This is a genomic window from Stenotrophomonas sp. 109824_Sma (assembly GCF_056480025.1).
This window is the reverse complement of sequence record NZ_CM151078.1, coordinates 1,788,632-1,808,482: the sequence shown is the minus strand read 5'-3', so window position 1 is coordinate 1,808,482 and position 19,851 is coordinate 1,788,632. Positions and strand designations below refer to the sequence as shown.

The 19,851-nt window shown below is 66.2% G+C and carries 31 protein-coding genes; all 31 read right to left on the bottom strand.

Going from position 1 to position 19,851, the window contains the following annotated elements; all coding sequences use genetic code 11:
- Positions 1-13: 13 nt before the first annotated feature.
- Positions 14-316 (bottom strand): phage tail assembly chaperone, encoded by a 303-nt coding sequence (locus ACZK1G_RS08605; RefSeq protein WP_197659324.1) that lies wholly within the window; start codon positions 314-316, stop codon positions 14-16.
- A 28-nt stretch (positions 317-344) separates the two neighbouring features.
- Positions 345-737 (bottom strand): hypothetical protein, encoded by a 393-nt coding sequence (locus ACZK1G_RS08600; protein ID WP_197659323.1) that lies wholly within the window; start codon positions 735-737, stop codon positions 345-347.
- 102 nt (positions 738-839) lie between these two features.
- On the bottom strand, positions 840-1,310 hold the full coding sequence (locus tag ACZK1G_RS08595) for a hypothetical protein (protein ID WP_197659322.1): 471 nt from the start codon (positions 1,308-1,310) through the stop codon (positions 840-842).
- A 127-nt stretch (positions 1,311-1,437) separates the two neighbouring features.
- Complete coding sequence (locus ACZK1G_RS08590; RefSeq protein ID WP_065183278.1) at positions 1,438-1,680, bottom strand: hypothetical protein; 243 nt, start codon at positions 1,678-1,680, stop codon at positions 1,438-1,440.
- A 9-nt stretch (positions 1,681-1,689) separates the two neighbouring features.
- On the bottom strand, positions 1,690-2,100 hold the full coding sequence (locus ACZK1G_RS08585) for a phage tail terminator-like protein (protein WP_197659321.1): 411 nt from the start codon (positions 2,098-2,100) through the stop codon (positions 1,690-1,692).
- On the bottom strand, positions 2,097-2,522 hold the full coding sequence (locus ACZK1G_RS08580) for a hypothetical protein (RefSeq protein WP_197659320.1): 426 nt from the start codon (positions 2,520-2,522) through the stop codon (positions 2,097-2,099). Before ACZK1G_RS08580 ends, ACZK1G_RS08585 begins: the two co-directional genes overlap by 4 nt.
- Positions 2,512-3,588, bottom strand: coding sequence for a phage minor head protein (locus ACZK1G_RS08575; RefSeq protein WP_478448226.1), 1,077 nt, complete (start codon positions 3,586-3,588; stop codon positions 2,512-2,514). Before ACZK1G_RS08575 ends, ACZK1G_RS08580 begins: the two co-directional genes overlap by 11 nt.
- Positions 3,588-3,944: a hypothetical protein gene (locus tag ACZK1G_RS08570; protein WP_478448224.1), complete on the bottom strand. Its 357-nt coding sequence runs from the start codon at positions 3,942-3,944 to the stop codon at positions 3,588-3,590. Before ACZK1G_RS08570 ends, ACZK1G_RS08575 begins: the two co-directional genes overlap by 1 nt.
- Before the next feature lie 4 nt (positions 3,945-3,948).
- A complete protein-coding gene (locus ACZK1G_RS08565; RefSeq protein WP_053506989.1) occupies positions 3,949-4,140 on the bottom strand; it encodes a hypothetical protein in 192 nt (63 codons plus the stop codon).
- A gap of 10 nt (positions 4,141-4,150) precedes the next feature.
- Positions 4,151-4,663 (bottom strand): DnaT-like ssDNA-binding protein, encoded by a 513-nt coding sequence (locus ACZK1G_RS08560; RefSeq protein WP_478448221.1) that lies wholly within the window; start codon positions 4,661-4,663, stop codon positions 4,151-4,153.
- Positions 4,664-4,665: 2 nt separating this feature from the next.
- Positions 4,666-5,268, bottom strand: coding sequence for a hypothetical protein (locus tag ACZK1G_RS08555; protein WP_478448219.1), 603 nt, complete (start codon positions 5,266-5,268; stop codon positions 4,666-4,668).
- A gap of 45 nt (positions 5,269-5,313) precedes the next feature.
- Positions 5,314-6,261, bottom strand: a complete 948-nt coding sequence (locus ACZK1G_RS08550; RefSeq protein ID WP_478448218.1) for a DUF2184 domain-containing protein — start codon at positions 6,259-6,261, stop codon at positions 5,314-5,316.
- 12 nt (positions 6,262-6,273) lie between these two features.
- Positions 6,274-6,741, bottom strand: coding sequence for a structural cement protein Gp24 (locus ACZK1G_RS08545; protein WP_478448216.1), 468 nt, complete (start codon positions 6,739-6,741; stop codon positions 6,274-6,276).
- A 3-nt stretch (positions 6,742-6,744) separates the two neighbouring features.
- Positions 6,745-7,878, bottom strand: coding sequence for a DUF2213 domain-containing protein (locus ACZK1G_RS08540; RefSeq protein WP_478448215.1), 1,134 nt, complete (start codon positions 7,876-7,878; stop codon positions 6,745-6,747).
- A gap of 2 nt (positions 7,879-7,880) precedes the next feature.
- Positions 7,881-9,665, bottom strand: a complete 1,785-nt coding sequence (locus ACZK1G_RS08535; protein WP_478448213.1) for an anti-CBASS protein Acb1 family protein — start codon at positions 9,663-9,665, stop codon at positions 7,881-7,883.
- Positions 9,665-11,233, bottom strand: coding sequence for a phage terminase large subunit (gene terL / locus ACZK1G_RS08530; RefSeq protein ID WP_478448211.1), 1,569 nt, complete (start codon positions 11,231-11,233; stop codon positions 9,665-9,667). The genes ACZK1G_RS08535 and terL overlap by 1 nt, the downstream gene beginning before the upstream one ends.
- Positions 11,148-11,630, bottom strand: coding sequence for a terminase small subunit (locus ACZK1G_RS08525; protein ID WP_478448209.1), 483 nt, complete (start codon positions 11,628-11,630; stop codon positions 11,148-11,150). The genes terL and ACZK1G_RS08525 overlap by 86 nt, the downstream gene beginning before the upstream one ends.
- Before the next feature lie 264 nt (positions 11,631-11,894).
- Complete coding sequence (locus ACZK1G_RS08520; RefSeq protein WP_478448208.1) at positions 11,895-12,425, bottom strand: lysis system i-spanin subunit Rz; 531 nt, start codon at positions 12,423-12,425, stop codon at positions 11,895-11,897.
- The gene (locus tag ACZK1G_RS08515; protein ID WP_478448207.1) at positions 12,422-12,673 is read right to left on the bottom strand and encodes a hypothetical protein; all 252 of its coding nucleotides are present in this window, start codon (positions 12,671-12,673) and stop codon (positions 12,422-12,424) included. The genes ACZK1G_RS08520 and ACZK1G_RS08515 overlap by 4 nt, the downstream gene beginning before the upstream one ends.
- 1 nt (position 12,674) lies before the next feature.
- The gene (locus ACZK1G_RS08510) at positions 12,675-12,887 is read right to left on the bottom strand and encodes a hypothetical protein (RefSeq protein ID WP_053506032.1); all 213 of its coding nucleotides are present in this window, start codon (positions 12,885-12,887) and stop codon (positions 12,675-12,677) included.
- Positions 12,884-13,213, bottom strand: a complete 330-nt coding sequence (locus ACZK1G_RS08505; RefSeq protein ID WP_164116164.1) for a hypothetical protein — start codon at positions 13,211-13,213, stop codon at positions 12,884-12,886. Before ACZK1G_RS08505 ends, ACZK1G_RS08510 begins: the two co-directional genes overlap by 4 nt.
- Entirely contained in the window at positions 13,210-13,725 is a 516-nt protein-coding gene (locus tag ACZK1G_RS08500; RefSeq protein ID WP_478448205.1) for a glycoside hydrolase family 19 protein, read from the bottom strand. Before ACZK1G_RS08500 ends, ACZK1G_RS08505 begins: the two co-directional genes overlap by 4 nt.
- 312 nt (positions 13,726-14,037) lie before the next feature.
- Positions 14,038-14,283, bottom strand: coding sequence for a hypothetical protein (locus ACZK1G_RS08495; protein ID WP_478448203.1), 246 nt, complete (start codon positions 14,281-14,283; stop codon positions 14,038-14,040).
- A 13-nt stretch (positions 14,284-14,296) separates the two neighbouring features.
- Positions 14,297-14,830 (bottom strand): hypothetical protein, encoded by a 534-nt coding sequence (locus tag ACZK1G_RS08490; RefSeq protein ID WP_478448201.1) that lies wholly within the window; start codon positions 14,828-14,830, stop codon positions 14,297-14,299.
- Complete coding sequence (locus ACZK1G_RS08485) at positions 14,817-15,032, bottom strand: hypothetical protein (protein ID WP_478448200.1); 216 nt, start codon at positions 15,030-15,032, stop codon at positions 14,817-14,819. The genes ACZK1G_RS08490 and ACZK1G_RS08485 overlap by 14 nt, the downstream gene beginning before the upstream one ends.
- Entirely contained in the window at positions 15,029-15,538 is a 510-nt protein-coding gene (locus ACZK1G_RS08480; RefSeq protein ID WP_478448198.1) for a hypothetical protein, read from the bottom strand. Before ACZK1G_RS08480 ends, ACZK1G_RS08485 begins: the two co-directional genes overlap by 4 nt.
- Positions 15,520-15,915: a Ref family recombination enhancement nuclease gene (locus ACZK1G_RS08475; RefSeq protein WP_478448196.1), complete on the bottom strand. Its 396-nt coding sequence runs from the start codon at positions 15,913-15,915 to the stop codon at positions 15,520-15,522. The genes ACZK1G_RS08480 and ACZK1G_RS08475 overlap by 19 nt, the downstream gene beginning before the upstream one ends.
- Positions 15,912-16,544 carry a hypothetical protein gene (locus ACZK1G_RS08470; protein WP_478448194.1) on the bottom strand — a complete coding sequence of 211 codons (633 nt, stop codon included), beginning with the start codon at positions 16,542-16,544 and terminating at the stop codon, positions 15,912-15,914. Before ACZK1G_RS08470 ends, ACZK1G_RS08475 begins: the two co-directional genes overlap by 4 nt.
- The gene (dnaB, locus tag ACZK1G_RS08465) at positions 16,541-18,025 is read right to left on the bottom strand and encodes a replicative DNA helicase (protein WP_478448193.1); all 1,485 of its coding nucleotides are present in this window, start codon (positions 18,023-18,025) and stop codon (positions 16,541-16,543) included. Before dnaB ends, ACZK1G_RS08470 begins: the two co-directional genes overlap by 4 nt.
- Positions 18,022-18,945, bottom strand: coding sequence for a phosphoadenosine phosphosulfate reductase domain-containing protein (locus ACZK1G_RS08460; protein WP_478448192.1), 924 nt, complete (start codon positions 18,943-18,945; stop codon positions 18,022-18,024). Before ACZK1G_RS08460 ends, dnaB begins: the two co-directional genes overlap by 4 nt.
- A gap of 17 nt (positions 18,946-18,962) precedes the next feature.
- Entirely contained in the window at positions 18,963-19,841 is an 879-nt protein-coding gene (locus tag ACZK1G_RS08455; protein ID WP_478448191.1) for a helix-turn-helix domain-containing protein, read from the bottom strand.
- Positions 19,842-19,851 lie beyond the last annotated feature (10 nt).

Genomic DNA, 19,851 nt, shown 5'->3' with positions numbered 1-19,851 from the left:
CGGGGCTCCTGTGCTACTGCTGCTGGGCCCGCTCTCGCGCGGCCTTCTGGTCTTCGCGCACCGCGCGCAGGTATTGGTCGTCCATCGCCATCAGCATCTGGACCTCCTCCGGCAGCAGTTCGAGCTGCAGGAGAGAGGCCCATTGGCCGATGTCAGCAAAGGTCAACGCTTCCGGGCCGCTGTGCCTGCGCCCGGATAGCTCCCAGAACCAGCCCCATACGTGGCTGGCTGCCTCTGGGACTTCCAGCTCAGGCGATTCGGCGAGGCCGAAGCGCGCATTGCGCTGGCGCCGGGTCTCGCCGTTCTCATCCGCCATGTCGTAGCGGACGGCGATGTAGACGGCCTCAGCCGTCCGTTTCGTCAGGTCGGCGAAAGAACTCCGCCCGGTCGGTCAGGGCGACGTCGACCTGTTCCCCCACCCAAGGCAGTTCCTTCAGCAGCTGCTGCAAGGCCTGCTGGTTGAACTCGGGTTTCTCCCCGTGGAAGGTCAGCTCCCCCTGCCACTCCCAGCCACCGATCGAGGCACAGAGCATCCCGATACGGCTGGCCTCGATCTGCTCGGCACCCACCTTGCCGCGGTAGTTGATCCGGTCGTTGATCGACTTGCGTGCAGCGGTCTTCACCTGCGGGTGACTGTCGGGCAGCAGGATCAGCACCAGGCCCACCGGCTCCTGGTTGGCCGGGTGCACGATGTCCAGACGGCGCTCCGCCGCCACGATGTTGGTCAGTTCGGTCATGTTCGAGATCCTTGATGGCGATCCGGTAGAGAGCCCCGGGGGAAGCCGGCCGGATCAGTTCCGGCTTGTCAGGCGGCCGCCCTATCCCCCGGGGTGTTCGAGTTACGGGGTGACGGGCGCCGGCACGGTGATCGGAGCCTGGTTCAACGCCAGGGTGAAGGTGTTGAGGACGAAGTCCTCGTTGCGGCCGCCGGTCACGTTCGGGCCAGCAACCAGGCCGCGCAGGAACTCGATGGAGCCGTCGGCACGTTCCACCTTGAACGCGTAAGCGTCCGGTACGTTGGGCGCACCCGCAGCGCGCAGCGCCACCTGGCCCGGGTCGGTCAGATCCTCGGCCACCTCCACCTGCGGGTCGCCCGCATTGGTGATGCCCTTGCCTTTCAGCGCCACCAGGGTGTCCAGCGTGTCGTACTGGACGATGTTGGTATTGATGCCGCGCTCGCCGATGCTGCCCACCTTCTTCACCTGGACGAAGGTCAGGGCCGCAAACTCGGTTTCGGTCAGGTCGGCGTTCTTGGGGGTGACGCAGATGTAGAGCTTGGAACCTGCGTTGGTTTTTGCTTCAGCGGCCATAGCCGTATCTCCTCGCGATGGGCGTAAAAAAACCCGCCACGGGGCGGGGTCGTTGGAAAAGCGAAAGGCCCGCTGGTGGGCGGGCCCCTGGAATAGATTCGGGAATAATTTGCGGTCGGTTCTGTCTCTACTTCTTGGCTGGGCCCAGCTTTGCCGCCACAAGCTGCATGGCTTGCGGCCGGGTGAATCCCGCCTCCACATAGGCCAGGTATTCCGCCCGGACGAACCGCGCCTGTTCGGCGCAGAACTCGTCCAGCAGCTGCCGGTTCCGCTTCATGCGGGTGATGGCATCGCGCATGGCCTGCAGCTCACCCTCGTTCGGGATCTCGTTGCTGCTGACCAGGTGCAGGTTGGGCGGCTTGGGGCTCATGGCCGGAGTCTACCCCGAAACGAATCCCCGCCACGGGATGGTCACCGGATGCATGACCCGCTCCGGGTCCTGGATGATGCTGGAGGTCCAGGGCTTTCTCTCCACCCGCATGCCGGCGAAGGTAGTGCCCTTGGCGAAGGCGGCGATGATCTGGTCCGTGACCGCAGTACCGACCATGATCCCCTGCCCCGGCCGGTAGCAGGCCGACAGCTGGCCGAATCCCTGCATCAGGAACGGGCCATCATCTGCGATGCCGTAGTTCTCGGTCCGGTTGGGGAACCACTGCAGCTCCAGCCATCGAGCGCCGTTACCGGTGGGCGGCTTGAACCCCTGCCCCGGGTAGGAGCAGTCCAGCGTCTGCGCAGCAGCGAACTGCCCCACCAGCGTGGCGAATGCGTCATAGATCGCGGTGTCGCTCATCCCATCCGTCCTTTCACGTCGGCAGTGACCTCGGCCACGATGAAATCCCAGCGCTGGGCCGCCGCGCGCGCGAAGCCTTTGCCCGCTTGCGCGTAGGTTCTGCCCAGGCTGTCCTCGCCTTGGAAGCCGTGCTCCATGCGCATGGCGTACTTCGCGGTCCAGCCAGCCCACACGGTCTGCCCCAGCTCTATGGTGGCGAACACCACCTCCGGGGCTTGCGCGCTGTCCGATGGCATGCCCTCGACCGATGCAGCGGCAGAGTTGCGCAGGAAGCCGGTATCCACCGGCATCTTCCCGCCCTGCCCTTCGGGCGTGCCGGCTTCCTCCATCAGCTTGGTGGCCGACTCGCGAAAGATCACGCCCTGCATGGCCTTGGCCTTCTCTGTGAAGGCCCGGACCTGGGCTCCGAATTTATTGGCCACGCTTCACCTCCGCCGCCATGTTCACGCGGTACTGCTTCATGCAGCGGCAGCCGATGGTTTCCTCTGGCCCGGCACCGAGCGCGGTGTCGCCAGGGAACCGCATCAACGCACCGCTGGGCGTCTGGAACGGTTCACCGAACCGGCGAACCTGGCCGTTCATCGCCTGGTGGCTGTGGCGGGTCCTGTCGTCACCGGTGGCTGACCAGGTGCCCTCGACGTTCTCCGGCGCCAGGCGGCCGCTCTCGATCTGCTGCCGGAACGCCTCCTCGCGACCAGCGGCCATGGCCGTCAGCGATTCGGTCCGCGCGATCATCTCGCCGCGCAGCGCCAGCAGCCTGTCCGCGTAGCACGCAGCGATCTTCTCCACGTCTGCCGGCGCCACCGGCTGGCCAGCCTTGATGGCCCGGCTCACGATTCCGTCCAGGCGCTTGTCGCGCCGCTTGCGCCCGAAGTACTCCGCCATCTGCGCCGGATCACCGCTGGCAAGCTGCTGCCGGACATTGGCCACGAACTGCGCCTGCTGCGCGGTGAGCCCCACTATGCCGCCGGTTCTCCTGCCGGTCTCGCCCACCCTGCCGACCAGCTCCAGCGCCGTCTGGCGCGGGTTGGTGCCGGTGGCCATGCCGCGCACCAGGTGCTGGCGCACCAGCGTTCGCTGGTCCTCCACCATGCCGGTGATCAGGCGCGAGGAATTCGACTGCAGCCAGCTCTCCACACCGCGGTTGCGCATGTCGAACCCGAACCGCAGCAGCGGCGTGTCGTTGGCCGGGTTGTACCGCCCGCGCACCTGCTGGCGCAGCGACAGGGTGGGCAGCTCCTTCATGCCAACCTCAGCACCAGTTGCGAATGCCTGGCGCACCTGCTCGGCCAGCGGCGAGAAGCGCTCGCCGTCGAAACCCAGCGCCTCCAGTACAGCGTCCACCTGCCCGGCCTGCAGGAGGCTCGCAAGCAGGTCCAGCTGCACCTGCGAGCGCACGCCTGCGATGGCCTGCTCGAACGCACGGCGCATGGCCGGCTCCAGGCGTCGTGCCAGCAGTTCCAACTCGCGTGGTGTGAGGTTGGCCATCAGCGTCGGGCGTGAAACTCATAGAGAAGGACCTGGCCACCCGGGGAGAGCGGCTGCAGGTCGATGAGGTGATACAGCTGGCCACCCAGCAGCAGCCGGTCGTCCTTGCCGGGCTGGATGTCCACTGCAGTCGAGATCAGGCCCAGCTTGTCGCCTTGCTGCACCAGCGTGGTGTCGCGGTCGGTCAGGCTGTATTCCAGCTCCACCACCGTGCAGTCGTGCCGCGTCGGCTCGCCCGGCTGCGGGTTGTGCGGCGGGCCGGTCGGGGCACCGTCGCGCTCCAGCTGCGTGACGTAGCCGAAACGGGCAATCAGCCGCTCTGCTGTCGCCTGCATGCGGGCATAGAAGGCGCTCATGGCTTCAGGCCCAGTGCCGAACTTCGATGGCCTTGGTGATGTCACGCGGACACACCGGGCACTTGATGCGCAGATAGTCGCCGTCGCGCTGGTCGGCAACGTAGGCGGCCTCGGACTGCATGAACTCGATTTTCGTTCCGCAGTTCCTGCAAGTGGCGCGGTGCTTGTTGTCGCCCGGCGCGGTGCCGTGCTTCATGATTCTCATCTCAGACAACCCTCACTGCAGGGAACGTTGCTGGCGTCCGCAGCAGCGGCGCCAGGATCTCATCGATGGCCGGAACCACCGGCCTGTTCGGCACCTGGCCAGCGGCCGTGGAATCGGCGTAGGTGACCTCGATGGGGCCGACCTTCTCCTTGGTTACCGCCTCGGTGGCCACGTAGTCCGGCGACAGGCTGCCCGGACTGACCAGCTCGCGCAGGGCGGCCTCGTAGGCTGCGCGCTCCACCTCATCGGGCACCTCATCCGGCTGGATGGGGTCACCGTCATAGTCGATCGCACCGGTGCGGGGCCACTCGTTCGGCTGGCCCCGCCCGGCCGTACGCACGCCGGGGAACATCGACGCCCAGCGGCCAGATGCCAGCAGGATCCGGTACCGGCCGTCGATGTAATCCGTGGCGCGGATCAGCGCACCCTCGCGGGCCTGCTCCGTGCCGGCAGCCCAAGCGGCATTACCGCGCGCCTGGTGGTAGCTGTTCGCACCTTCCAGCGTGCCGTACATGGTCAGACCTCGCCCTTCTTGGCCTCGGCGTCGGCGATGGCGCCTTCCAGCTTCGCCACACCCCAGGTGCCCTTGGCATCGATGCCCAGCGCCTTGGCGCGCGCGATAAGCGCCTCCTTCTTGTCCTCCGCCGGCGGGTTCTGCGCGGTGCTGCCAGCGGTGCTGGTCACCTTGGCCTTCTCGGCTTCCGCGGCGGCGGCGGCTTCGCCCTTCTTGGCCTCGGCGTCGGCTTCAGCCGTGGCCTGCAGTTCGAGCACCGTCGCAGCCAGTCGTGCCTCGCGGTCGCTGTCGTCCAGCGCGTTCCAGTCGGCGATGCTTAGGCCCGAGGCTTCGTGAGCCTTACGGACCACATCACCCAGCGGCAGGGTGACGCCTTCTGCCAGGTCGACATTGGACGGCAGGACGTTGGAGCCGGTCAGGCTGGCCGGCGGCGGCGCGGCGGAGGTGCCGCCCTCGGCCTTCAGGATCTTCCCCTTCAGCCAGCCCTGCACTACCGCATTGCCCTTCAGGGCATCCCAGTTGGCGACGGTGGTCGCCTCGCCTGGCGGCAGGATCGTGCCATCCGGCAGGCCCAGCGGACCCTTGTGGTTGTTCGTGATCTTCATGCTTCGCTCCAGTGAGGCCCCGGCACTCGGCCGGGGCCATACAGATCAGATGCCGTCGAGGTAGACGACCTGCTTCGGCTGACGAACGTCCAGGCCACCCAGTCGCATCACGCCCGGCACGTCCACGCGCAGCGGGCCAGCAGGGTGCGGAGCCAGGAAGCGGTGCGGCATCGGCATGTGCAGCTTCAGCACGTTGGGGTCGTAGCGATAGGCGACCAGACGTGCCACACCGCCCACACCGGCAGTGTCCAGGCCGCGCTGGCCACGCACGGTCAGTGGCTGCCCGGTAGTTGCAGTGTAGACGTTGTTGGCCAGGAAGTACTGCAGGACGGTGAGGTCGCTGTACTGACTCATCTTCTTGGTGGAGATCAGCATGAACTTCGACCACGGCAGCAGCAGTCGGTCCGCCAACGCAGTCGTGTTGGTGCCGTTGAAGACATTCATCAACGACGCGTTCATGTCATCGACGATCTGGTCCGAGGTTGCGGTACCGGCGACCTGCAGCGTGCCCCAGGAACCAGTTGGCGCCGCAACCGGGGTGACATTGGCGGCGTTGAACAGGCCGCTGAAGCCCTTCGCCGTATCACCCAGCAGCGCCACGCGATCGACCATCTCCTCGGAGGCGCGGCGCGCGGCGGCAGCATCTTCGGTCGGAAGATTGATGCCCAGCAGCTGGGCCCGCCCGAGTTCCTCGAAGCCGAAGCCGTAGCCGATGCCGGCGGTGTAGACCGGGGTCTCGAACTTCGAACGGGTGGTGCCGGCCTTCGGGATATCGTCGGCATTGCCATTGATCCAGTCGGCCTTGCCGTACTGGTCCTGCGACATGTAGGTCACCGAAGTGGCGAACTCGCTGCCGCTGGTATCAACCGGGACCAGGCCGCGGTACTGAATGTCCGGGTATACGGTGCGGTAGATGCCCGGCTCGATGATCGAAGCCTGGGCGATCACGAAGCCCAGGGCTGCCTGGGCATCGATCAGGGGAATTGCGCTCATGTGGTGGGCTCCTTAGCCGAGACGGACGACGGCCAGCTGACCGGCGGCGGTGGTGCTGGTGTCCCAGCGGGCGCCAGGAATGGCGGTGTTGTCGGTTGCCACGTTGGTGAACGCGCCGGCGTCGGTCAGGTAGACGGCGTCGCCTGCGGCCACCGCCACTGCGGCGGTCACCCACAGGTCGCCCTTGGTGCGGACACGGGCCGACTCGCCCACGCCGAACGCGTCGGTGGCTCGGCCGGTTACCTGGCCCGCCGTGACCGTCAGGCCCGATGCCGAACGGTCCAGCATCGCGATACCGACGTACTTGCCGCCGGCGAAGGCCTTCACCGACTTGTCGGTGGCGCCCTGCTCCACGGCCTTGCCGAAGGCGATGGCGGCACCTTCGACGGTGCGGGAGATCTCGGTAGCCGGCAGCATGGTGGCCGGGGCGCCAGCAATGGCGGCCGGCTGGGTGTCCGGGTAGTTGGTCTGCAATGCCATGGCTTAGGCCTCCTTCTGGCCAGCGGTGCGGAAGTCCAGGCTGGCCACAGACGCGGCATAGCCGTTGTCCTGCACCGGCTGGCGGTGGGTGGAACGGTCGCCGAGGGCCAAGGCCACCGGATCGCGCGGCTTTGCCTGGCCAAACAGGCCATCGAACAGCGCTTCGACGTAGGCCTCATGCTTGCCGGCCACGGCTGCGTCACCGAGCCTGGCCACCACGGCCGCCTTGCGGACGTCGGCGTCGCTCTTGCCGCTGTAGTCAGCGTCGTGCACGGCCTTGGCCTTGGCGATCAGGTCGCCGCGCTGCTGGACGCGCTTGTCCAGGTCGGCGTCGCTGAGGACCTGGGCCTTCAGCGCGTCGCGCTCGCCCTGAGCCTTGGCGATGTCCGCATCCTTGGCGGCGATGGTTGCCTGGTGGGTCGCCGCAGCGGTGCCGGCGGCGGTGTGGGCGTCCTGCAGCTGCTGCTGCAGCTTGCCGATGGCGGCGGCCGATGCGTCGGTGCACTCGACGGGCAGGCCGTCGACCACGACGATGCGGGTCTGCTGGTTGCTCATGTGGTTCTCCTGCGATTGGGGATGGGCGCTCGGATCCGGTGCACCGGGGGTGCGCCCATCCCCGATGCGAAACTGGGAACCAGCCCGGCCACGGCGACACATGGCCAGGTGGTTGTTGCGGATGTTGATTTGCTTGGCTTGGTAGGCCTCGCCGTCGGGGGTTACGCCGTCCTCCCATACGATCTCAGCCGAGTAGCCCTGGGAGAGCTCTCGCTTGCCAGACTCCCAGTCGGAGATGGCCGCCTGGTCCATCAGCACCAGCGGCACGCGTACGCGGGTTTCGTCGTGCGACACCTCGTCGCCGGTTTGCCCTACCGCGTACTTCTTCCAGTTGTCGGCGGTGACCATCTCCGGCGGGTGGTCGTTTGTCATTGGCCGATGCGCAAAGCTGCGCAGCGTGGCGTCGGAGAAGACCTCCTCCGGTGGCCGGTACACCTTGACCTTCAGCAGGTCAGGTCGTCCCAGCTCCTCACCCAGGTATTCCTGGATGCCGGTGCGAGCCACGTAGGCATCGGCCACGAGATAGCCGTCCGCAGTGCGGCGGGGAGCCGACACCGAGACACGATCAGTCAGGAACACCATGGTCAGTCCTCGCGGATCTCTTCGAAGATTTCCGGGCCCAGCACGATGCGGCCGCGGTAGGGCTCGACCTTCGACAGGTCGACGGTCGCCTTCGTCAGGCTGATGTGCGGGGTGTAATCCGGGTAATCGTGCGACCCGCCCGCGCGGATGATGCTTTCGTGCCGCCAGCACAGCTGCCCCGACGCGAACAGGATCACCGCCGACATACCACCCAGCGGTTCAACCGCTCGCGGGCCGCCCTCGGGGATGACGAGCTCATCCTTGCCGCCGTTGCTCCACTCGTTGGCATTGCCGGCCTTGATCCAGTCGAAGGCCTGGCGCGAGTAGGCGACGGTGACATGCAGGTCATCCTGCAGCTCTCCGATGCCCTGCTCCTTCGCCCAAGCCGCGATCTCGTCGGTATTCACTACCTTGCGGCTGACATACAGCGAACGGGGCTGGGCGTCCTTCACCGGCGTTGCAGCGGCGCGCTGCTCGTCGTCGTCCTGTTCGTCGCTCTCCGCTGGGGCTGCTTCGCCGTACTTCAGCATCTCGGCTTCCAGGCCCGGCGCGACGCCGGCTTCAGTCAGCATGTTCACCGCCACGGTGGACATCACCTCATCCGGTAGCAGCCGCGTTTCGGAGATGGTCTTGATGGTCTCTGCAGTGGTCTTGCCAATGCCCGCGCGTTCGGTGTCGGTGGTCTGCCACAGGCTGCGCCAGTTGTAGAACACCTCTGCCGGCCGGCTACCGAGCGCCGAGCGGATCAGGCACTCATCCAGCACCTGCAGCGCCGGCTGCAGCACCAGCTCCTGGTTGCTGCTGATGCGGTCGTAGTAGTTCCGCAGGTCACTCTCGCCGCTGGCGTTCAGACCACCTGGCGACTGGCCTAGCAGGCGGGTCATCGGGATGTCCGACGCGCCCGACACCAGTTGCATGAAGCCCATCAGCAGGTCGACCAGACCGCCGAACTGGAGCTGCTTCTGATCGTAGTTTTCCTCGGCGTCCATCACCAAGGTGCCGTTGATCCCCTTGGCCATCGCAGCCAGCTGCAGCCGGTTGAGGACCTTTTCCTCGTAGCCCGGATCGGCCAGCTGCGCCATGAAGTTCGGAATCTTGATCACATCGACCTTCGCTTCGAACACCAGAGAGGCGATGTTCGCAGCGCTGGCGTCGGCGTCTTTGATTGCCTTGCTGATCGCCAACAGGACCGAGTCGCCCCAACCGTTGCTGGTGTCCAGTTCCGGATCGGGCCTCACCGCGCCCTGCAGAATCACCAGCCGCGAGGGATGGATCTGCAACTGCCCGGCGGTGCCGCTGCTCAGGGTGTAGAACGCAGGTCGACCATAGCCCGGCGACTCGGGATCGCGGTCCAACTCACCCGCCTGGAGCACGCGCTTCGACAGCACGTTCAGATGACGGATGCCGGCCTTGCCCAAGGACTCAGGCTTCAGCGGCAGCATCGGATCGGAGTGACCGGTACCGATGTAGAGCGCGGCTCCGCCGGTGAGGCGCGCACGGATCAGTGCTTCCAGCAGCTTCTGCTGCAGGCCCAGCCGCTTTTCCTCACCCTCGATCGCGGTGATGTTCGCCTGATCGGCGCTCCAACCGCGCCACTTCCTGCAGCTGTCCATCGCCGGGATGTCGATCACCTTCCGAGCCAGCCAGGTGCCGCGGTAGGCGTTGTCTGCCTCCTGCTCCGACAGGCTCGGAATACCGTAGAACGTCGAGGCCGCCTTGTCGCGCGGTGTGCCCAGGTTGGCCACCAGGTTGACCAGCCCGTCCTTGAATTGTGCGAGCTTGCCCATCAGAGCGCGTCCCCGAGGTTGTAGGTGCTGCCGTTGACCAGCTCAGCGAAAGCGCCCGAAAGGGCGTCCACCTGGTCGTCGTGCTTTGCGTTGGGGAATTCGGCGATCTCATCCAAAAACGCCGCCACCCATGGGCCATTCACCAACTTGATGTTTCCGGCTTCGGCCTGAGCCTCGACCGGCGTTGCCCGGACCTCCTTGGATCCGGATTCCAGCGCCGCCTTCACGTCCCAGCCGGCCAGCAGCTTGATCTGGTGCGCGGCGTTGCTCTTGCCGGCGGCGCCAGGGTCCTGCGGAATCCGGACCTTGATGGCCTTGCCGTCCTGCAGCGCGGTGTTCTTCAGCATCCGCTCGACGCCGGCAGGCGATTCCTGCCCGCGCACGATGTCCAGCACGTAGTAGATGCCGCCGATCTCGCCCAACAGCAGGCCAACCGTGTAGTCGGGGTCGCTGCTGGTCTTCTCTTTCGGATCGGTGGCGCCGAAATCCCACCGCCTGACCTTGCGCACCGCTGAAATGGCCGGCGCGGCATCTACTACCTCGAACCATTCCCGCTTGAAGGTGCCGCCATCGCGCGGCGTGGGCCGCTGCTGGTACTGGCCGGCGTAGGCGTAACTGCCTTTCGCCCGCTTCAGGCGCTCGATCTCCGCGCGGGGGAAGCGCTCGGGGAACAGCAGCTCGCCCTCCTCGGTACGTGGATCTTCGAAGAACAGCTCACCGTCGATATAGGTGCGGCACGGGCCGCCGGTCTTCTTGCCATCTTTGTCTACCCGCTCTGCCTCGAACTCCATAGGCAGGTTGAGGTGCACGAAGCCCAGGTCCAGCTCCATCGCCACCGCTGCAACGTCCTGCTGGTGCAGGCGCTGCATGATGATGACCATCGCCGACGATGTGATGTCGTTGAGGCGGTCGGTGATGCCCTCCCGGAAAATCCGAACAGCGGTATTTCGCTCGGCGTCACTCTCGGCCGTCTCGGTCGAATGAGGATCGTCCACTTTCACCCGGTCGCCGCGGCCACCGGTCATGGAGCTGAAGGGACGGGCCTCGCTGAAGCCGTTCCCGGTGTTCTCGAACTTGCCCTTGGCGTTCTGGTCTCCCCGCAGCTTCATCGGCCAGGCAGCCTGGAACTGGTCGCTCTCGATGAGGCGCCGCAGCTTCAGGTTGTCGCGCAGCACGTTCGGCTGGCTGTAGGAGGTGGCCAGCGTCTGCAGGTCCGGGCGGCCTACTGGACCCCATTCCCACGCCGTCCAGAACACCATCAGTAGCGACTTCATCATGCCCGGGGGCACGGTCATCAGCAGGAACTGGATGCGGCCTTCGGTGACTGCTTCCAGGTGCCGGCACATGGCCCGCAATGCCCAGCCGAACTTCAGCGGCCTGGCCGGCTCCAGCACCCTCCAGTGCTCCTTGATGAAGCCCTCCAGCGTCTGCGACCGCGCCCGTATGCCTTCGATATCCTCTGCGATGCGCGCGCGCTCTCGCTCAGCCGCCCTCCTCGCCCGCTCCGCCCGGATCTCCGCCAGCGTCGGCAAGCGGACCGAGGATCTGTTCAAGGCGGTCGAGTTCATGGTCTGAAAGCTTGCTCAGGTCGTAGGTGCCAATCGCACCGCTGTGCTTGTGCTTCTCCACCAGCAGGCCGGCCAGCTTCCCCTTGCCCATCGTGGCGGTGACCGCCGCGCTGGCCTGTTTCTCCTTCAGCGCGAGCATGCGGGCCTGCTCCAGCTCGGCCATCAGGCTGTCGACGGTCACCTCGGCTTTCTTGGCCACCTTCTGCTGGCCGGCGCGCACCGCAGCCTGGATACGCGGCTCGGTCAGGAGCCGTGACCCCTGCTGCTTGGCGGTCTTGTCGCTGTACCCGGCGCGGATTGCCGCCTGGGTCCCGTTGTGATCCTGCAAGTATTCCTGGACGAACCGCTGCTGCTTGGGGGTCAGCGGCGGCATCCGGGCTGGTTTGGTCTTGGCCATAGTCGGAGTGGAAATTCCGCAAGTGGAACGGCGGTGGGGCCTCGCCGACGATGTAACCGGCGGCGGAAATCGCGGAAGTGGAGATGTCGGCGGGCGTTGGACACCCTACCAACCAGCGTTCGAGAGTTTCGGTACACATGTAGCCAGAACGCGGGCCGAATCTGATTCGGTACCTATAGAACTCAGAAGAGGAAGCACCCCAACATGCAAATTGCTATCACCCCTGAACTCGTCACAACCCTCATCGGCTCGGCCGTTGCGGCTCTAGTACGAGCCATCATTCGTAGCATCCAAAGCCGAGGCACCTCCGGCCGGGGTTCCGGTCGCACCAACGTTGCGGTCAGCGTCGATCACGGCTTGGCAGGCGTGGACGTGGTCGTCCGCGTCTCGCCCGATTTGAATAAGAGCTCCCGCGACCTCTGCTCGTAGTTCGGCGTGCGCATCACGTTCGATGGCGCCGGCGACAGCTTCGGACAGGCGAGCGGTATTGCAGGTGGCGAGGTCGTCGCGCAGCTGGAGGCTGCCATCACGCACGCCAGCAGCAACAGCAGCAGGGACGGCCGTGGCCGCAGTGCGATCTTCTTCATGCTTGGCTCCGATGGTGGCCATGGTGTCGGCCTGCTGGTGCTCGACGGCGCGGGCCTGGTTGAGCTGCTGCACCTGCACGGCGCTGGCATTTGCCTGCTGTCGCGCCTGCCCGGTCTTTGCACGGTCACCACGCCAGGCCCAACCGGCACCGAACATGCCAGCGGACCAGGCGACGAACACCAGCAAGTAGATGGTGATCCGGTTCATGGCTCGATCTCCCTGCCGACGGTGATGGGTGAGACCAGTGCGCAGTCCTGCGGCAGCAGGCAGCAGGTCAGCTCCAGCAGCTGGTCGATCACCCAGCACCAAAGGTGCAGCGCTGGGATCTTCGGCGTCCCGGTGACCTGTTCCTCACTGTCCACGCGGAGCCAGGCAGGAACGCCGAACAGGGTTCCCTCATGGGTCATGCCATTTGCCAGCGCATCGTCCTTCGTGACGTAGATCAGCTCTCGCATATCAGCCTCCCGACCTGCGGGTCATGCCAAAGAAGTAGCCGATCACCATGCCGGTAGCGTTGTTCAGGCCGCCCACCAGCATGCCGAACGAGTCCTTGTTCTCGGCGGGGATCGCCACCGCTACCAGAGCGGCCATGGCCAGGCCGAGCATGGTCAGAACAAGCACGGCGATGCCGACGCGCGCAGCGCCGATGTTGCGGGTCGCGAAGGTCATGCGGCACCTGCCAGTGAGTGAATTTCCTCCAGCGCCCAGTGATAGAGCGGCTGGTCGATGATGGTCACGCGGGTGAGGCGCTTGCCGCGCACCACCTTCACCGCCACCTGGGTCGACTGCTGGACCGCCAGCAGAACAAACGCAATGCGCTGCTTGGTCGGGTCCGGCTCCTGCAGTACCGCCAGCGCATCGCTGACCATCTCGCGGATGGCCAGCAGCAGTTCGGCGGTCGGATTCTTGGCCTTATGGTTCTCCAGCACCACCAGCACGCCCTGCAGCTGGTTCACTGGTGACAGCTTCGCGGCCTTCTTCTTGGCGGCCGTCATGCGAGGCCGAACAGCTTCTTGGCCCGCGCCAGCCGGAGCTTGCGATCTTCCAGTCCGTTGGTGCCGCCGTTGATGCGCTTGGTGACCGCCACGACGTCGTCGCGGTCGGCCAGTGCGTTCAGGCCCTTGCGCTGCCAGAACCAGCCAGCCGCCACCGCCGCCCAAGGCAGTAGTGCCACCAGCTCCGGGGAGTGAACGAACACATCTCCCTGCCCCATGGCGTGGCTGAAGGTCGCGTAGTTCTCGCGCCCAGTGAGCTGGATCAGGCCGCGCCCCTTGTAGCGCACGCCATCGCCGGGCTTCACGTTCCCAAGATCGGCCCGGCCCTCGTAGGCCTTGCCCGAGGCGTACTCGGTTGCGGTGCGAAAGCCGTCCGATTCGTGCGCCACCTGGGCCAGGAAGTGCGCCTTCTGCAGCGCGGTCACGATGCCGAATTGGATGCAGACATCCTCCAGCGGTTTTGCGTACTGGCCGGCGCCCATGGCGGCGGCTACGGTTTCGGTGCTCACCATGGTCTCTCCTGCATAGGTGCCCGCCCCGCAACCGGCTGGTGCGCGAGGATGTGGTTGGTCCGGGGGGCTGCGGGCGTAGAGGGCCGATCACCACCGCTGCCTAGGCGTCTCCCCGCGCCGTGGCGCCAGGGATGCAAACCGCCCGGTTGCGTAGAAGCCAGCCCCAATCGCCTCACGGCGAGCGGAGGGGGGTTCGGCGCGGTGGTTGATCGGTGTTCGGGTCCCGGAAACGCAGAAGCCCCAGCGCAGGGCCGGGGCTTCAGGGACAATTCTTGACAGTGGCAGAATTAGGGCATCTGACTGTGCAACTTGTCAAGCGTCGCGAAATCCTACGGTGACCATGATCAGCGTCATCCCCTCGAAGGGTGGCACGTTGAAGGTTTCGTAGACGCGGCGCTGATCGAACTTCCAGCCGTCAAATTCTCGCCTCCAGGTCTCGGGATCTGCCTCACTTCGACGTACGAAGTTGTTCAGCCCGAAAGTCCTACGCAGGCCACCGCCGTCAGCACGCTCCCATTCGTGATCGGGGATCTCATTCAGCCATTCAAAGTTCGCCATGGCACCGTCCTTGTTAAGCGGCCAACCTACCGCCCACGAAGTCTACCCCGCGCTGTAGCTCACGTCGGTACTGCCAGACCGACAGGGTGCCTCCGTACTTTTCGGCCACCATGCGCGCCTTGACCGCCTGGCTGGCCGACACGGTGAACTCGGTCCGGACGATCAGGGCGCGCATCGGGTACTGCCGCTCCATCGATGCCAGCGCTCGATCGATCCAGCGCAGCTCGTCGGGGACACCGACATCAACCGCTATCTCCGGGTTGTCGTGAGGATGATCCGCGTCATTGGAGGCGCGAATCGGATCCGCCGCCCACAGTGGCACGACGCGCAGGCCCTTCACGCCGGTGCCGGCCGCCATCAGGCGCCGTCGATCAGTGCCATCCCGCCCAACCAGGTCATGAAGGGCACGCTCGCGGGTCAGCGGCGCGTGGTCGCGAACCTTGTCCAGGACATGGACGCTCCTGTCGGCGCGGCTCAGCGCAAACCGATTCACCTGGGCGTGGCCCCAGCGTCGCAGTTCTTCGGTCAGCGGATCAGTGTTGCGCATCGCGCATGCCCTCCAGTACGGCGTCATCGAATCGGAACACCGGCAGCTTTTGGTCGGTGTCGCAGGTCCCGGCCCGCTCCGGCCAGCCCTTGCAGTGGAAGCCAGCGGGGTCGCCGGCGCGGAACTGGCAGACCGAGCAGCGGCCGTGCTTCTGCAGGTAGGACCGGTAGCGCTTCTGCATGCGCAGCTCGGCGCCGGTCATGCGGCCGCCTGGCCCATGGCCAGCTGGTGCTCGGCCCACAGGGCGATCAGCAGCGCGTCGGCGCGGCCGTTGTCCTTCTTTCGCTGCAGCTGGCACGCGGCGGCCGGGAACCGCTGGATCGCCAGCAGCCGGGCGGCGTCCTTGTCCTGGCCGATCAAGCCGAAGCGGCGCTTCCACACCGCCGGAATGGCGCGCAGGTACGGCACACCCATCACCTGCAGCACCGCGCGGGCCTGGCCGTAGCTGTCGCCGAAGCGGAATGCGCTGGTGCCGCCGTCGCCCGGCCGCGCACCAACTTTCTCCAGCGCCGCCTTCAGCTCGGCGCCGGGATGGGCCTCCCGCTGGGCGCGGATGAAGGTCGCCACCGCGCGGGCGTCGACCTCCTTCCAGCCGTCCACCTCGCGGGTGGGCATGTCCAGAATTGGGCCGGGCGTGCCATCGATCAGGGTGGCTACCGCGCCGGAAAGGCCAGGGTCAATGCCAAAGGTCAGGCGGCTGGTCGCCATGAGGTCTTCTCCAGGTGCTTTTTGATCAGGGTGTTCTGCAGGTCCAGCAGGTAGTCGTCGGTGCCGACCTCCTGGCGGAACTTGCGGGGTTGGCGCGCATAGGACGGTCCGAACAGTTCCTCGCAGCGGGCAGCGGACATGCCGCCGAACGGTTCACCGCGGTGGGACCACGGATTCAGGCCGATGGTGTAGTCATGCCCTCGCCGCTTCTGGCCGTGCTTCCCGCCGACGGTCAGGTGGTGCTCCTCGGCCGGCACAGGCTTCTCGCCGAACCGGATCCCAAGGCTGTAGGCCACGATGCACCCGATGTCCTTTATGGCGTCGAGCCGGGCGAGCTGGGCCTTGGTTTTGTTGCCTGTGGAGCGCCCGTGCTTCATGCCGCTCTCTCCTGCCGCTGCCGGCCGTTGACCATCCGCCAGTAGTCCGCGCGCACGTCGTCCAGCATCACGTGCGCGTAGTGGTCACCGATCCAGGCGGTGATGCCCTTGAAGAAGGCAGCGAAGTCCTCCTCCTCCATCGAATCGAAGGCCAAGGACTGAGCTACCTTCACCGGAATGGTGCGAATCTCCGGCAGCACCGCCGACAGCACCTTCCGCGCGCCCGCGCCCAGCACCGTCTCTGCGGCATCCAGCAGCGCCTTCACCACCGGGCTGGCGTCCATCTCCACCATGTCGCAGCAGATGCCCGACTCCAGCTGCACCTGCTTCAGCGCGGCGTGCGCGTCCAGGTCACGGAACGCTTCGACGTTGTCCACCAGCAGGTGCCCGATGACGTGGGCAAGGCGATGGAATGCGGCATTGCGCGAGGCCTTGATCTCCAGCCGGTACTCATGGCCCACGCGGTAACCGCGGTCCTTGGCCAGCCTGCGGTCGATATCGTTGCTCGGGGCGAACGCGCCAATCTCCTCCCCCGTGGCCGGATCGACCAGGCGCAGGCAGAGGGCGTAGATGGGCCGGCTGGCCCGCTTCGCGCGGATCTTCCGCGCTGCTGCTGTCGATGCGGTCATGCGTCGTCTCCTGCGGCAAGGTCGCGGCGGCTGCGACGGCGGCGGCCCGAAGCCGGCACATCGAAGTCATCATCGCCACCGCCGACGATCGAGGTTCCCTTCAGGCTGTAGTTCGGCCGCGGGCCGGTGTAGTCATCGAAGGCGCTGCACTGCAGCCGGTGCTGCAGGTAGCAGGTGCCGGTTTCGCCCTGGCGGTTCTTCGCGACGATCAGTTCGGAAATCCCCGGCGCGCCGCAGGCGTCCTTGCTGTAGTAGTCGTCGCGGTACAGGAAGGCGATCACGTCGGCGTCCTGCTCGATGGCACCGGACTCGCGCAGGTCGGCCATGCCAGGGCGCTTGTCCGTGCGAGCCTCCAGGCCTCGGTTCAGCTGGGACAGTGCGATCACTGGGCACTTCAGATCCTTGGCAAGCCCCTTCAGCTTCCGAGAGATGTAGGAAACCTCAGCCGTTCGGTTCTCTGCCTTTGCTGGGCCGGTCAGCAGCTGCAGGTAATCCACCACGATCAGGCCCAGCCCACCGTCCACCTTGGCGTGCATGCGGGACGCCCGAGCGGCAAGCGCGTCAACGGACAGAGCGCCGCAGTCGTCGATCGCCAGCGGCAGTGTGTGCAGATAGTTCCGAGCCTGCGACAGCCGGGCCCATTCGTCGTCGGTCAGCACGCCCTTCGCGCGCATGCGACTCAGGTCGACGCCGGCATGCGCGGCCATCAGACGCATGCTCCACTGGGAAGCGGACATCTCGAGGCTGAAAGCCGCGACGTTCGTGCCACCGGCGGCTGCATACTCAGCCCAGTTCAGGGCGTGGGCGGTCTTGCCCATGGACGGACGAGCGGCCAGCACCATCAGGTCAGTCGGCTCCAGATACGGGATCTTCCGACGCACGCTGCTCCACTTCGGCACCAGTCCCGGCGTGCCCTCCCCGTGGTACCGGGCCTCCATTTCGTCCCAGGCCTTCTGGACGCCGCTGCGCACCATCACCAGGCCGCCGCTTCCGCTCGACTTCACGGTCAGGCTGGCCAGTTTCGTCGCCGAGGCTGACACGACCTCCTCCGCTTCGTCGTCGCTGGCGCCGTAGGCGCTGTCTGCGATGTCGGTGGTGGTCTCGATCAGCTGCCGCAGCAGCGCCTTGTTGCGCACGATCTCCGCATAGGCACGAACGTTGGCCGCCGATGGCGTACTGCCGGCCAGGTCGTAGATGGTGGCCACCAGCTCCTGGGCACCGATCTCGACGTTGGCCGTGATCCAGTCGCCCACGGTCACCACGTCGACCTCGCGCTTCAGGTCGGCCACGCCGCAGATGCCCTGGTAGATCAGATGGTGGTCCCGACGATAGAAGTCCTCCGGGGCCAGCTGGTCGCGGACCTGAGCCAGCGATTCGCCCACCAGCAGCAGCGCGCCGAGGACCGATTGCTCGGCCGGCACGGAATGCGGCGGCACGCGCAGATGGGCGACGTTGTCCAGGTAGTCGGGCACCGCGCTCATGCTGCGGCCCTCTCGCACAGGCCGAGATCGGAGGCGCAGCCGCCGCCAGCCTGATGCTGGAAGAACAGATCGAACTGCCTGCCACCGCGGCTGGTTCGGCTCCATTCCACAAGGGTGTCGATCCGCGAATAGGTACCGGGGCGGTCGACGTCGGTCGGGTCGGTCACCGCCGGGAAGAACGTTGCACTGCCGCGCTTGTTGGCAGCAGCCACCACCGCCTCCCAGCTCCGAATCCGGTCGATGTGATCGGGGAACAGGTCAGCGATGTTGCGCAACTCCGACTTTCGGCAGTTGATGCACGGCATGCAGCCGACTCGGCCCATGCCGAGCGCATAGAGCGGGTTGGGCTTGATGCCATGACGGCGGTGCTGTTCCCAAACCTGCTGGACCGTCCAATCGAAGATCGGCCTCCATACCATCGAGCCCGCCTCATGGCGGTTGAACCGCGGCTGCCTTGCACGGTTGGCCGATTCCTCGGCGCGGATGCCCAGCCACTGCAGCACAGGCCCAGCCTTCAGCATCGGCCCGACCACCTGGGTGGTGATCGGGATGGTCTTCAGTTCCTCGGTGCAGAACTGAGCCATGCGCGAGGGGAAGCGACCCTTGCTGATGCAAAGGTCCAGGAAGGGGTTGCCGGTAGGCTCATGCAGCGCGGCGGCCTCGCGCACGACTTCGTCGGGGATACCCTGATCCGGCCACTTCTGCAGGATGTATTCGCGGTGTTGCGCCAGCTGCCGGCTGAAGTCCGCGCGCACCGTCTCCACGACTGGGCCGCCGGTCAGGCGCGGCAGGTCGGCGACGTAGTCGTACACCCGCTGGTCCTCGTTGCCGGTGTCGGCGAACACGGCACGGAACGGTCGGCCCAGCTCGATGGCGCGCAGGTACACCGCAGTGCTGTCTTTTCCGCCGGAGACGTTCACCAGGTGCTGTATCCGGCTCATGCCGCCCGCTCCTGCAGGGCCAGCTGATCCTGCCGTTCACGTTCGCGCTCTGCGTCTCGCTCCCGCTTGACCTGCACACCAGCCGTGGTCAGCTCGCAGCCACCCGCAGGCGGGCACCACCAAAGCTTGAACCAGTTCCGGCGCACGGCATCGCGGAAGTGGGCACGCCAGTCTTTCTGCTGCTTGCCGCTATCCCGGTGCTTGATCGCGAACTCACGCCAGGCCAGCGCAACGAAGTCGCGTGGGATGCCGGCGTCCTCGGCGAAGTCGAAGAGCGGGTCGCCGACGCGGATCATCCGCTCGCCTGCAGCCCGGCAAGCCTCCACGAACTGCGGGAAGGTCATCAGCTCACGCTTCGGTCGCGTCGACTTGGGCTTGGCCTTGTCCCCGGACTTGGGTTTCGAACCCACGTCGTCGCCCCCCTTGGGGGGTATGGGGGGTTCTTGTGTTCCTTGGGGTGGTAAAGATGGGGTGTTAGGGTCGCCCTGTGCGACCACCCCTGGTCGTCCTGTGCGACTAGGGTGGTCGTTCTGTGCGACTAGGGGTAGTTGTTCTGTGCGACCACCCTGGTCGTCCTGTGCGACCACCGGGAAGGCAATCTGATACGTGTTCGAGTCAGCCTCGAGCCGACCGGAGGCACCCGCGAAGCGGATCCGGCTCTTCTTCTTCAGCCAGCCCTGAGACACGGCCGTCTCTACGTGGCGGATGACCGTCGCCCGGTTGAGGGAGGCGCCGGCGGCGATGGTGCGATAGGAAGGGAACGCGCCGTCACCGTGCTGGTTCATGTACGTGCCGATGACCAGCAGCACCAGTTTGGTCGTGCCCTCCAGCTCGGACTTCGTCACAGCGGACTGCCAGGAGAACTGGACGCTCATGCGCCCCCCT

Excerpts from the sequence above, each read along its gene's own strand:
- ACZK1G_RS08515 (WP_478448207.1), bottom strand. The coding sequence starts at position 12,673 with ATGCGAGAGCTGATCTACGTCACGAAGGACGATGCGCTGGCAAATGGC.
- ACZK1G_RS08540 (WP_478448215.1), bottom strand. The coding sequence starts at position 7,878 with ATGGTGTTCCTGACTGATCGTGTCTCGGTGTCGGCTCCCCGCCGCACT.
- ACZK1G_RS08455 (WP_478448191.1), bottom strand. The coding sequence starts at position 19,841 with ATGAGCGTCCAGTTCTCCTGGCAGTCCGCTGTGACGAAGTCCGAGCTG.
- ACZK1G_RS08605 (WP_197659324.1), bottom strand. The coding sequence starts at position 316 with ATGGCGGATGAGAACGGCGAGACCCGGCGCCAGCGCAATGCGCGCTTC.
- ACZK1G_RS08470 (WP_478448194.1), bottom strand. The coding sequence starts at position 16,544 with ATGACCGCATCGACAGCAGCAGCGCGGAAGATCCGCGCGAAGCGGGCC.
- ACZK1G_RS08535 (WP_478448213.1), bottom strand. The coding sequence starts at position 9,665 with ATGGGCAAGCTCGCACAATTCAAGGACGGGCTGGTCAACCTGGTGGCC.
- ACZK1G_RS08600 (WP_197659323.1), bottom strand. The coding sequence starts at position 737 with ATGACCGAACTGACCAACATCGTGGCGGCGGAGCGCCGTCTGGACATC.
- ACZK1G_RS08520 (WP_478448208.1), bottom strand. The coding sequence starts at position 12,425 with ATGAACCGGATCACCATCTACTTGCTGGTGTTCGTCGCCTGGTCCGCT.
- ACZK1G_RS08545 (WP_478448216.1), bottom strand. The coding sequence starts at position 6,741 with ATGGCATTGCAGACCAACTACCCGGACACCCAGCCGGCCGCCATTGCT.
- ACZK1G_RS08570 (WP_478448224.1), bottom strand. The coding sequence starts at position 3,944 with ATGAGCGCCTTCTATGCCCGCATGCAGGCGACAGCAGAGCGGCTGATT.
- ACZK1G_RS08495 (WP_478448203.1), bottom strand. The coding sequence starts at position 14,283 with ATGGCGAACTTTGAATGGCTGAATGAGATCCCCGATCACGAATGGGAG.
- ACZK1G_RS08550 (WP_478448218.1), bottom strand. The coding sequence starts at position 6,261 with ATGAGCGCAATTCCCCTGATCGATGCCCAGGCAGCCCTGGGCTTCGTG.
- ACZK1G_RS08585 (WP_197659321.1), bottom strand. The coding sequence starts at position 2,100 with ATGAGCGACACCGCGATCTATGACGCATTCGCCACGCTGGTGGGGCAG.
- ACZK1G_RS08485 (WP_478448200.1), bottom strand. The coding sequence starts at position 15,032 with ATGACCGGCGCCGAGCTGCGCATGCAGAAGCGCTACCGGTCCTACCTG.
- ACZK1G_RS08575 (WP_478448226.1), bottom strand. The coding sequence starts at position 3,588 with ATGGCCAACCTCACACCACGCGAGTTGGAACTGCTGGCACGACGCCTG.
- ACZK1G_RS08555 (WP_478448219.1), bottom strand. The coding sequence starts at position 5,268 with ATGAAGATCACGAACAACCACAAGGGTCCGCTGGGCCTGCCGGATGGC.
- ACZK1G_RS08595 (WP_197659322.1), bottom strand. The coding sequence starts at position 1,310 with ATGGCCGCTGAAGCAAAAACCAACGCAGGTTCCAAGCTCTACATCTGC.
- ACZK1G_RS08590 (WP_065183278.1), bottom strand. The coding sequence starts at position 1,680 with ATGAGCCCCAAGCCGCCCAACCTGCACCTGGTCAGCAGCAACGAGATC.
- ACZK1G_RS08525 (WP_478448209.1), bottom strand. The coding sequence starts at position 11,630 with ATGGCCAAGACCAAACCAGCCCGGATGCCGCCGCTGACCCCCAAGCAG.
- ACZK1G_RS08565 (WP_053506989.1), bottom strand. The coding sequence starts at position 4,140 with ATGAAGCACGGCACCGCGCCGGGCGACAACAAGCACCGCGCCACTTGC.
- ACZK1G_RS08500 (WP_478448205.1), bottom strand. The coding sequence starts at position 13,725 with ATGGTGAGCACCGAAACCGTAGCCGCCGCCATGGGCGCCGGCCAGTAC.
- ACZK1G_RS08490 (WP_478448201.1), bottom strand. The coding sequence starts at position 14,830 with ATGCGCAACACTGATCCGCTGACCGAAGAACTGCGACGCTGGGGCCAC.
- ACZK1G_RS08505 (WP_164116164.1), bottom strand. The coding sequence starts at position 13,213 with ATGACGGCCGCCAAGAAGAAGGCCGCGAAGCTGTCACCAGTGAACCAG.
- ACZK1G_RS08560 (WP_478448221.1), bottom strand. The coding sequence starts at position 4,663 with ATGTACGGCACGCTGGAAGGTGCGAACAGCTACCACCAGGCGCGCGGT.
- ACZK1G_RS08475 (WP_478448196.1), bottom strand. The coding sequence starts at position 15,915 with ATGAAGCACGGGCGCTCCACAGGCAACAAAACCAAGGCCCAGCTCGCC.
- terL (WP_478448211.1), bottom strand. The coding sequence starts at position 11,233 with ATGAACTCGACCGCCTTGAACAGATCCTCGGTCCGCTTGCCGACGCTG.
- ACZK1G_RS08510 (WP_053506032.1), bottom strand. The coding sequence starts at position 12,887 with ATGACCTTCGCGACCCGCAACATCGGCGCTGCGCGCGTCGGCATCGCC.
- ACZK1G_RS08480 (WP_478448198.1), bottom strand. The coding sequence starts at position 15,538 with ATGGCGACCAGCCGCCTGACCTTTGGCATTGACCCTGGCCTTTCCGGC.
- dnaB (WP_478448193.1), bottom strand. The coding sequence starts at position 18,025 with ATGAGCGCGGTGCCCGACTACCTGGACAACGTCGCCCATCTGCGCGTG.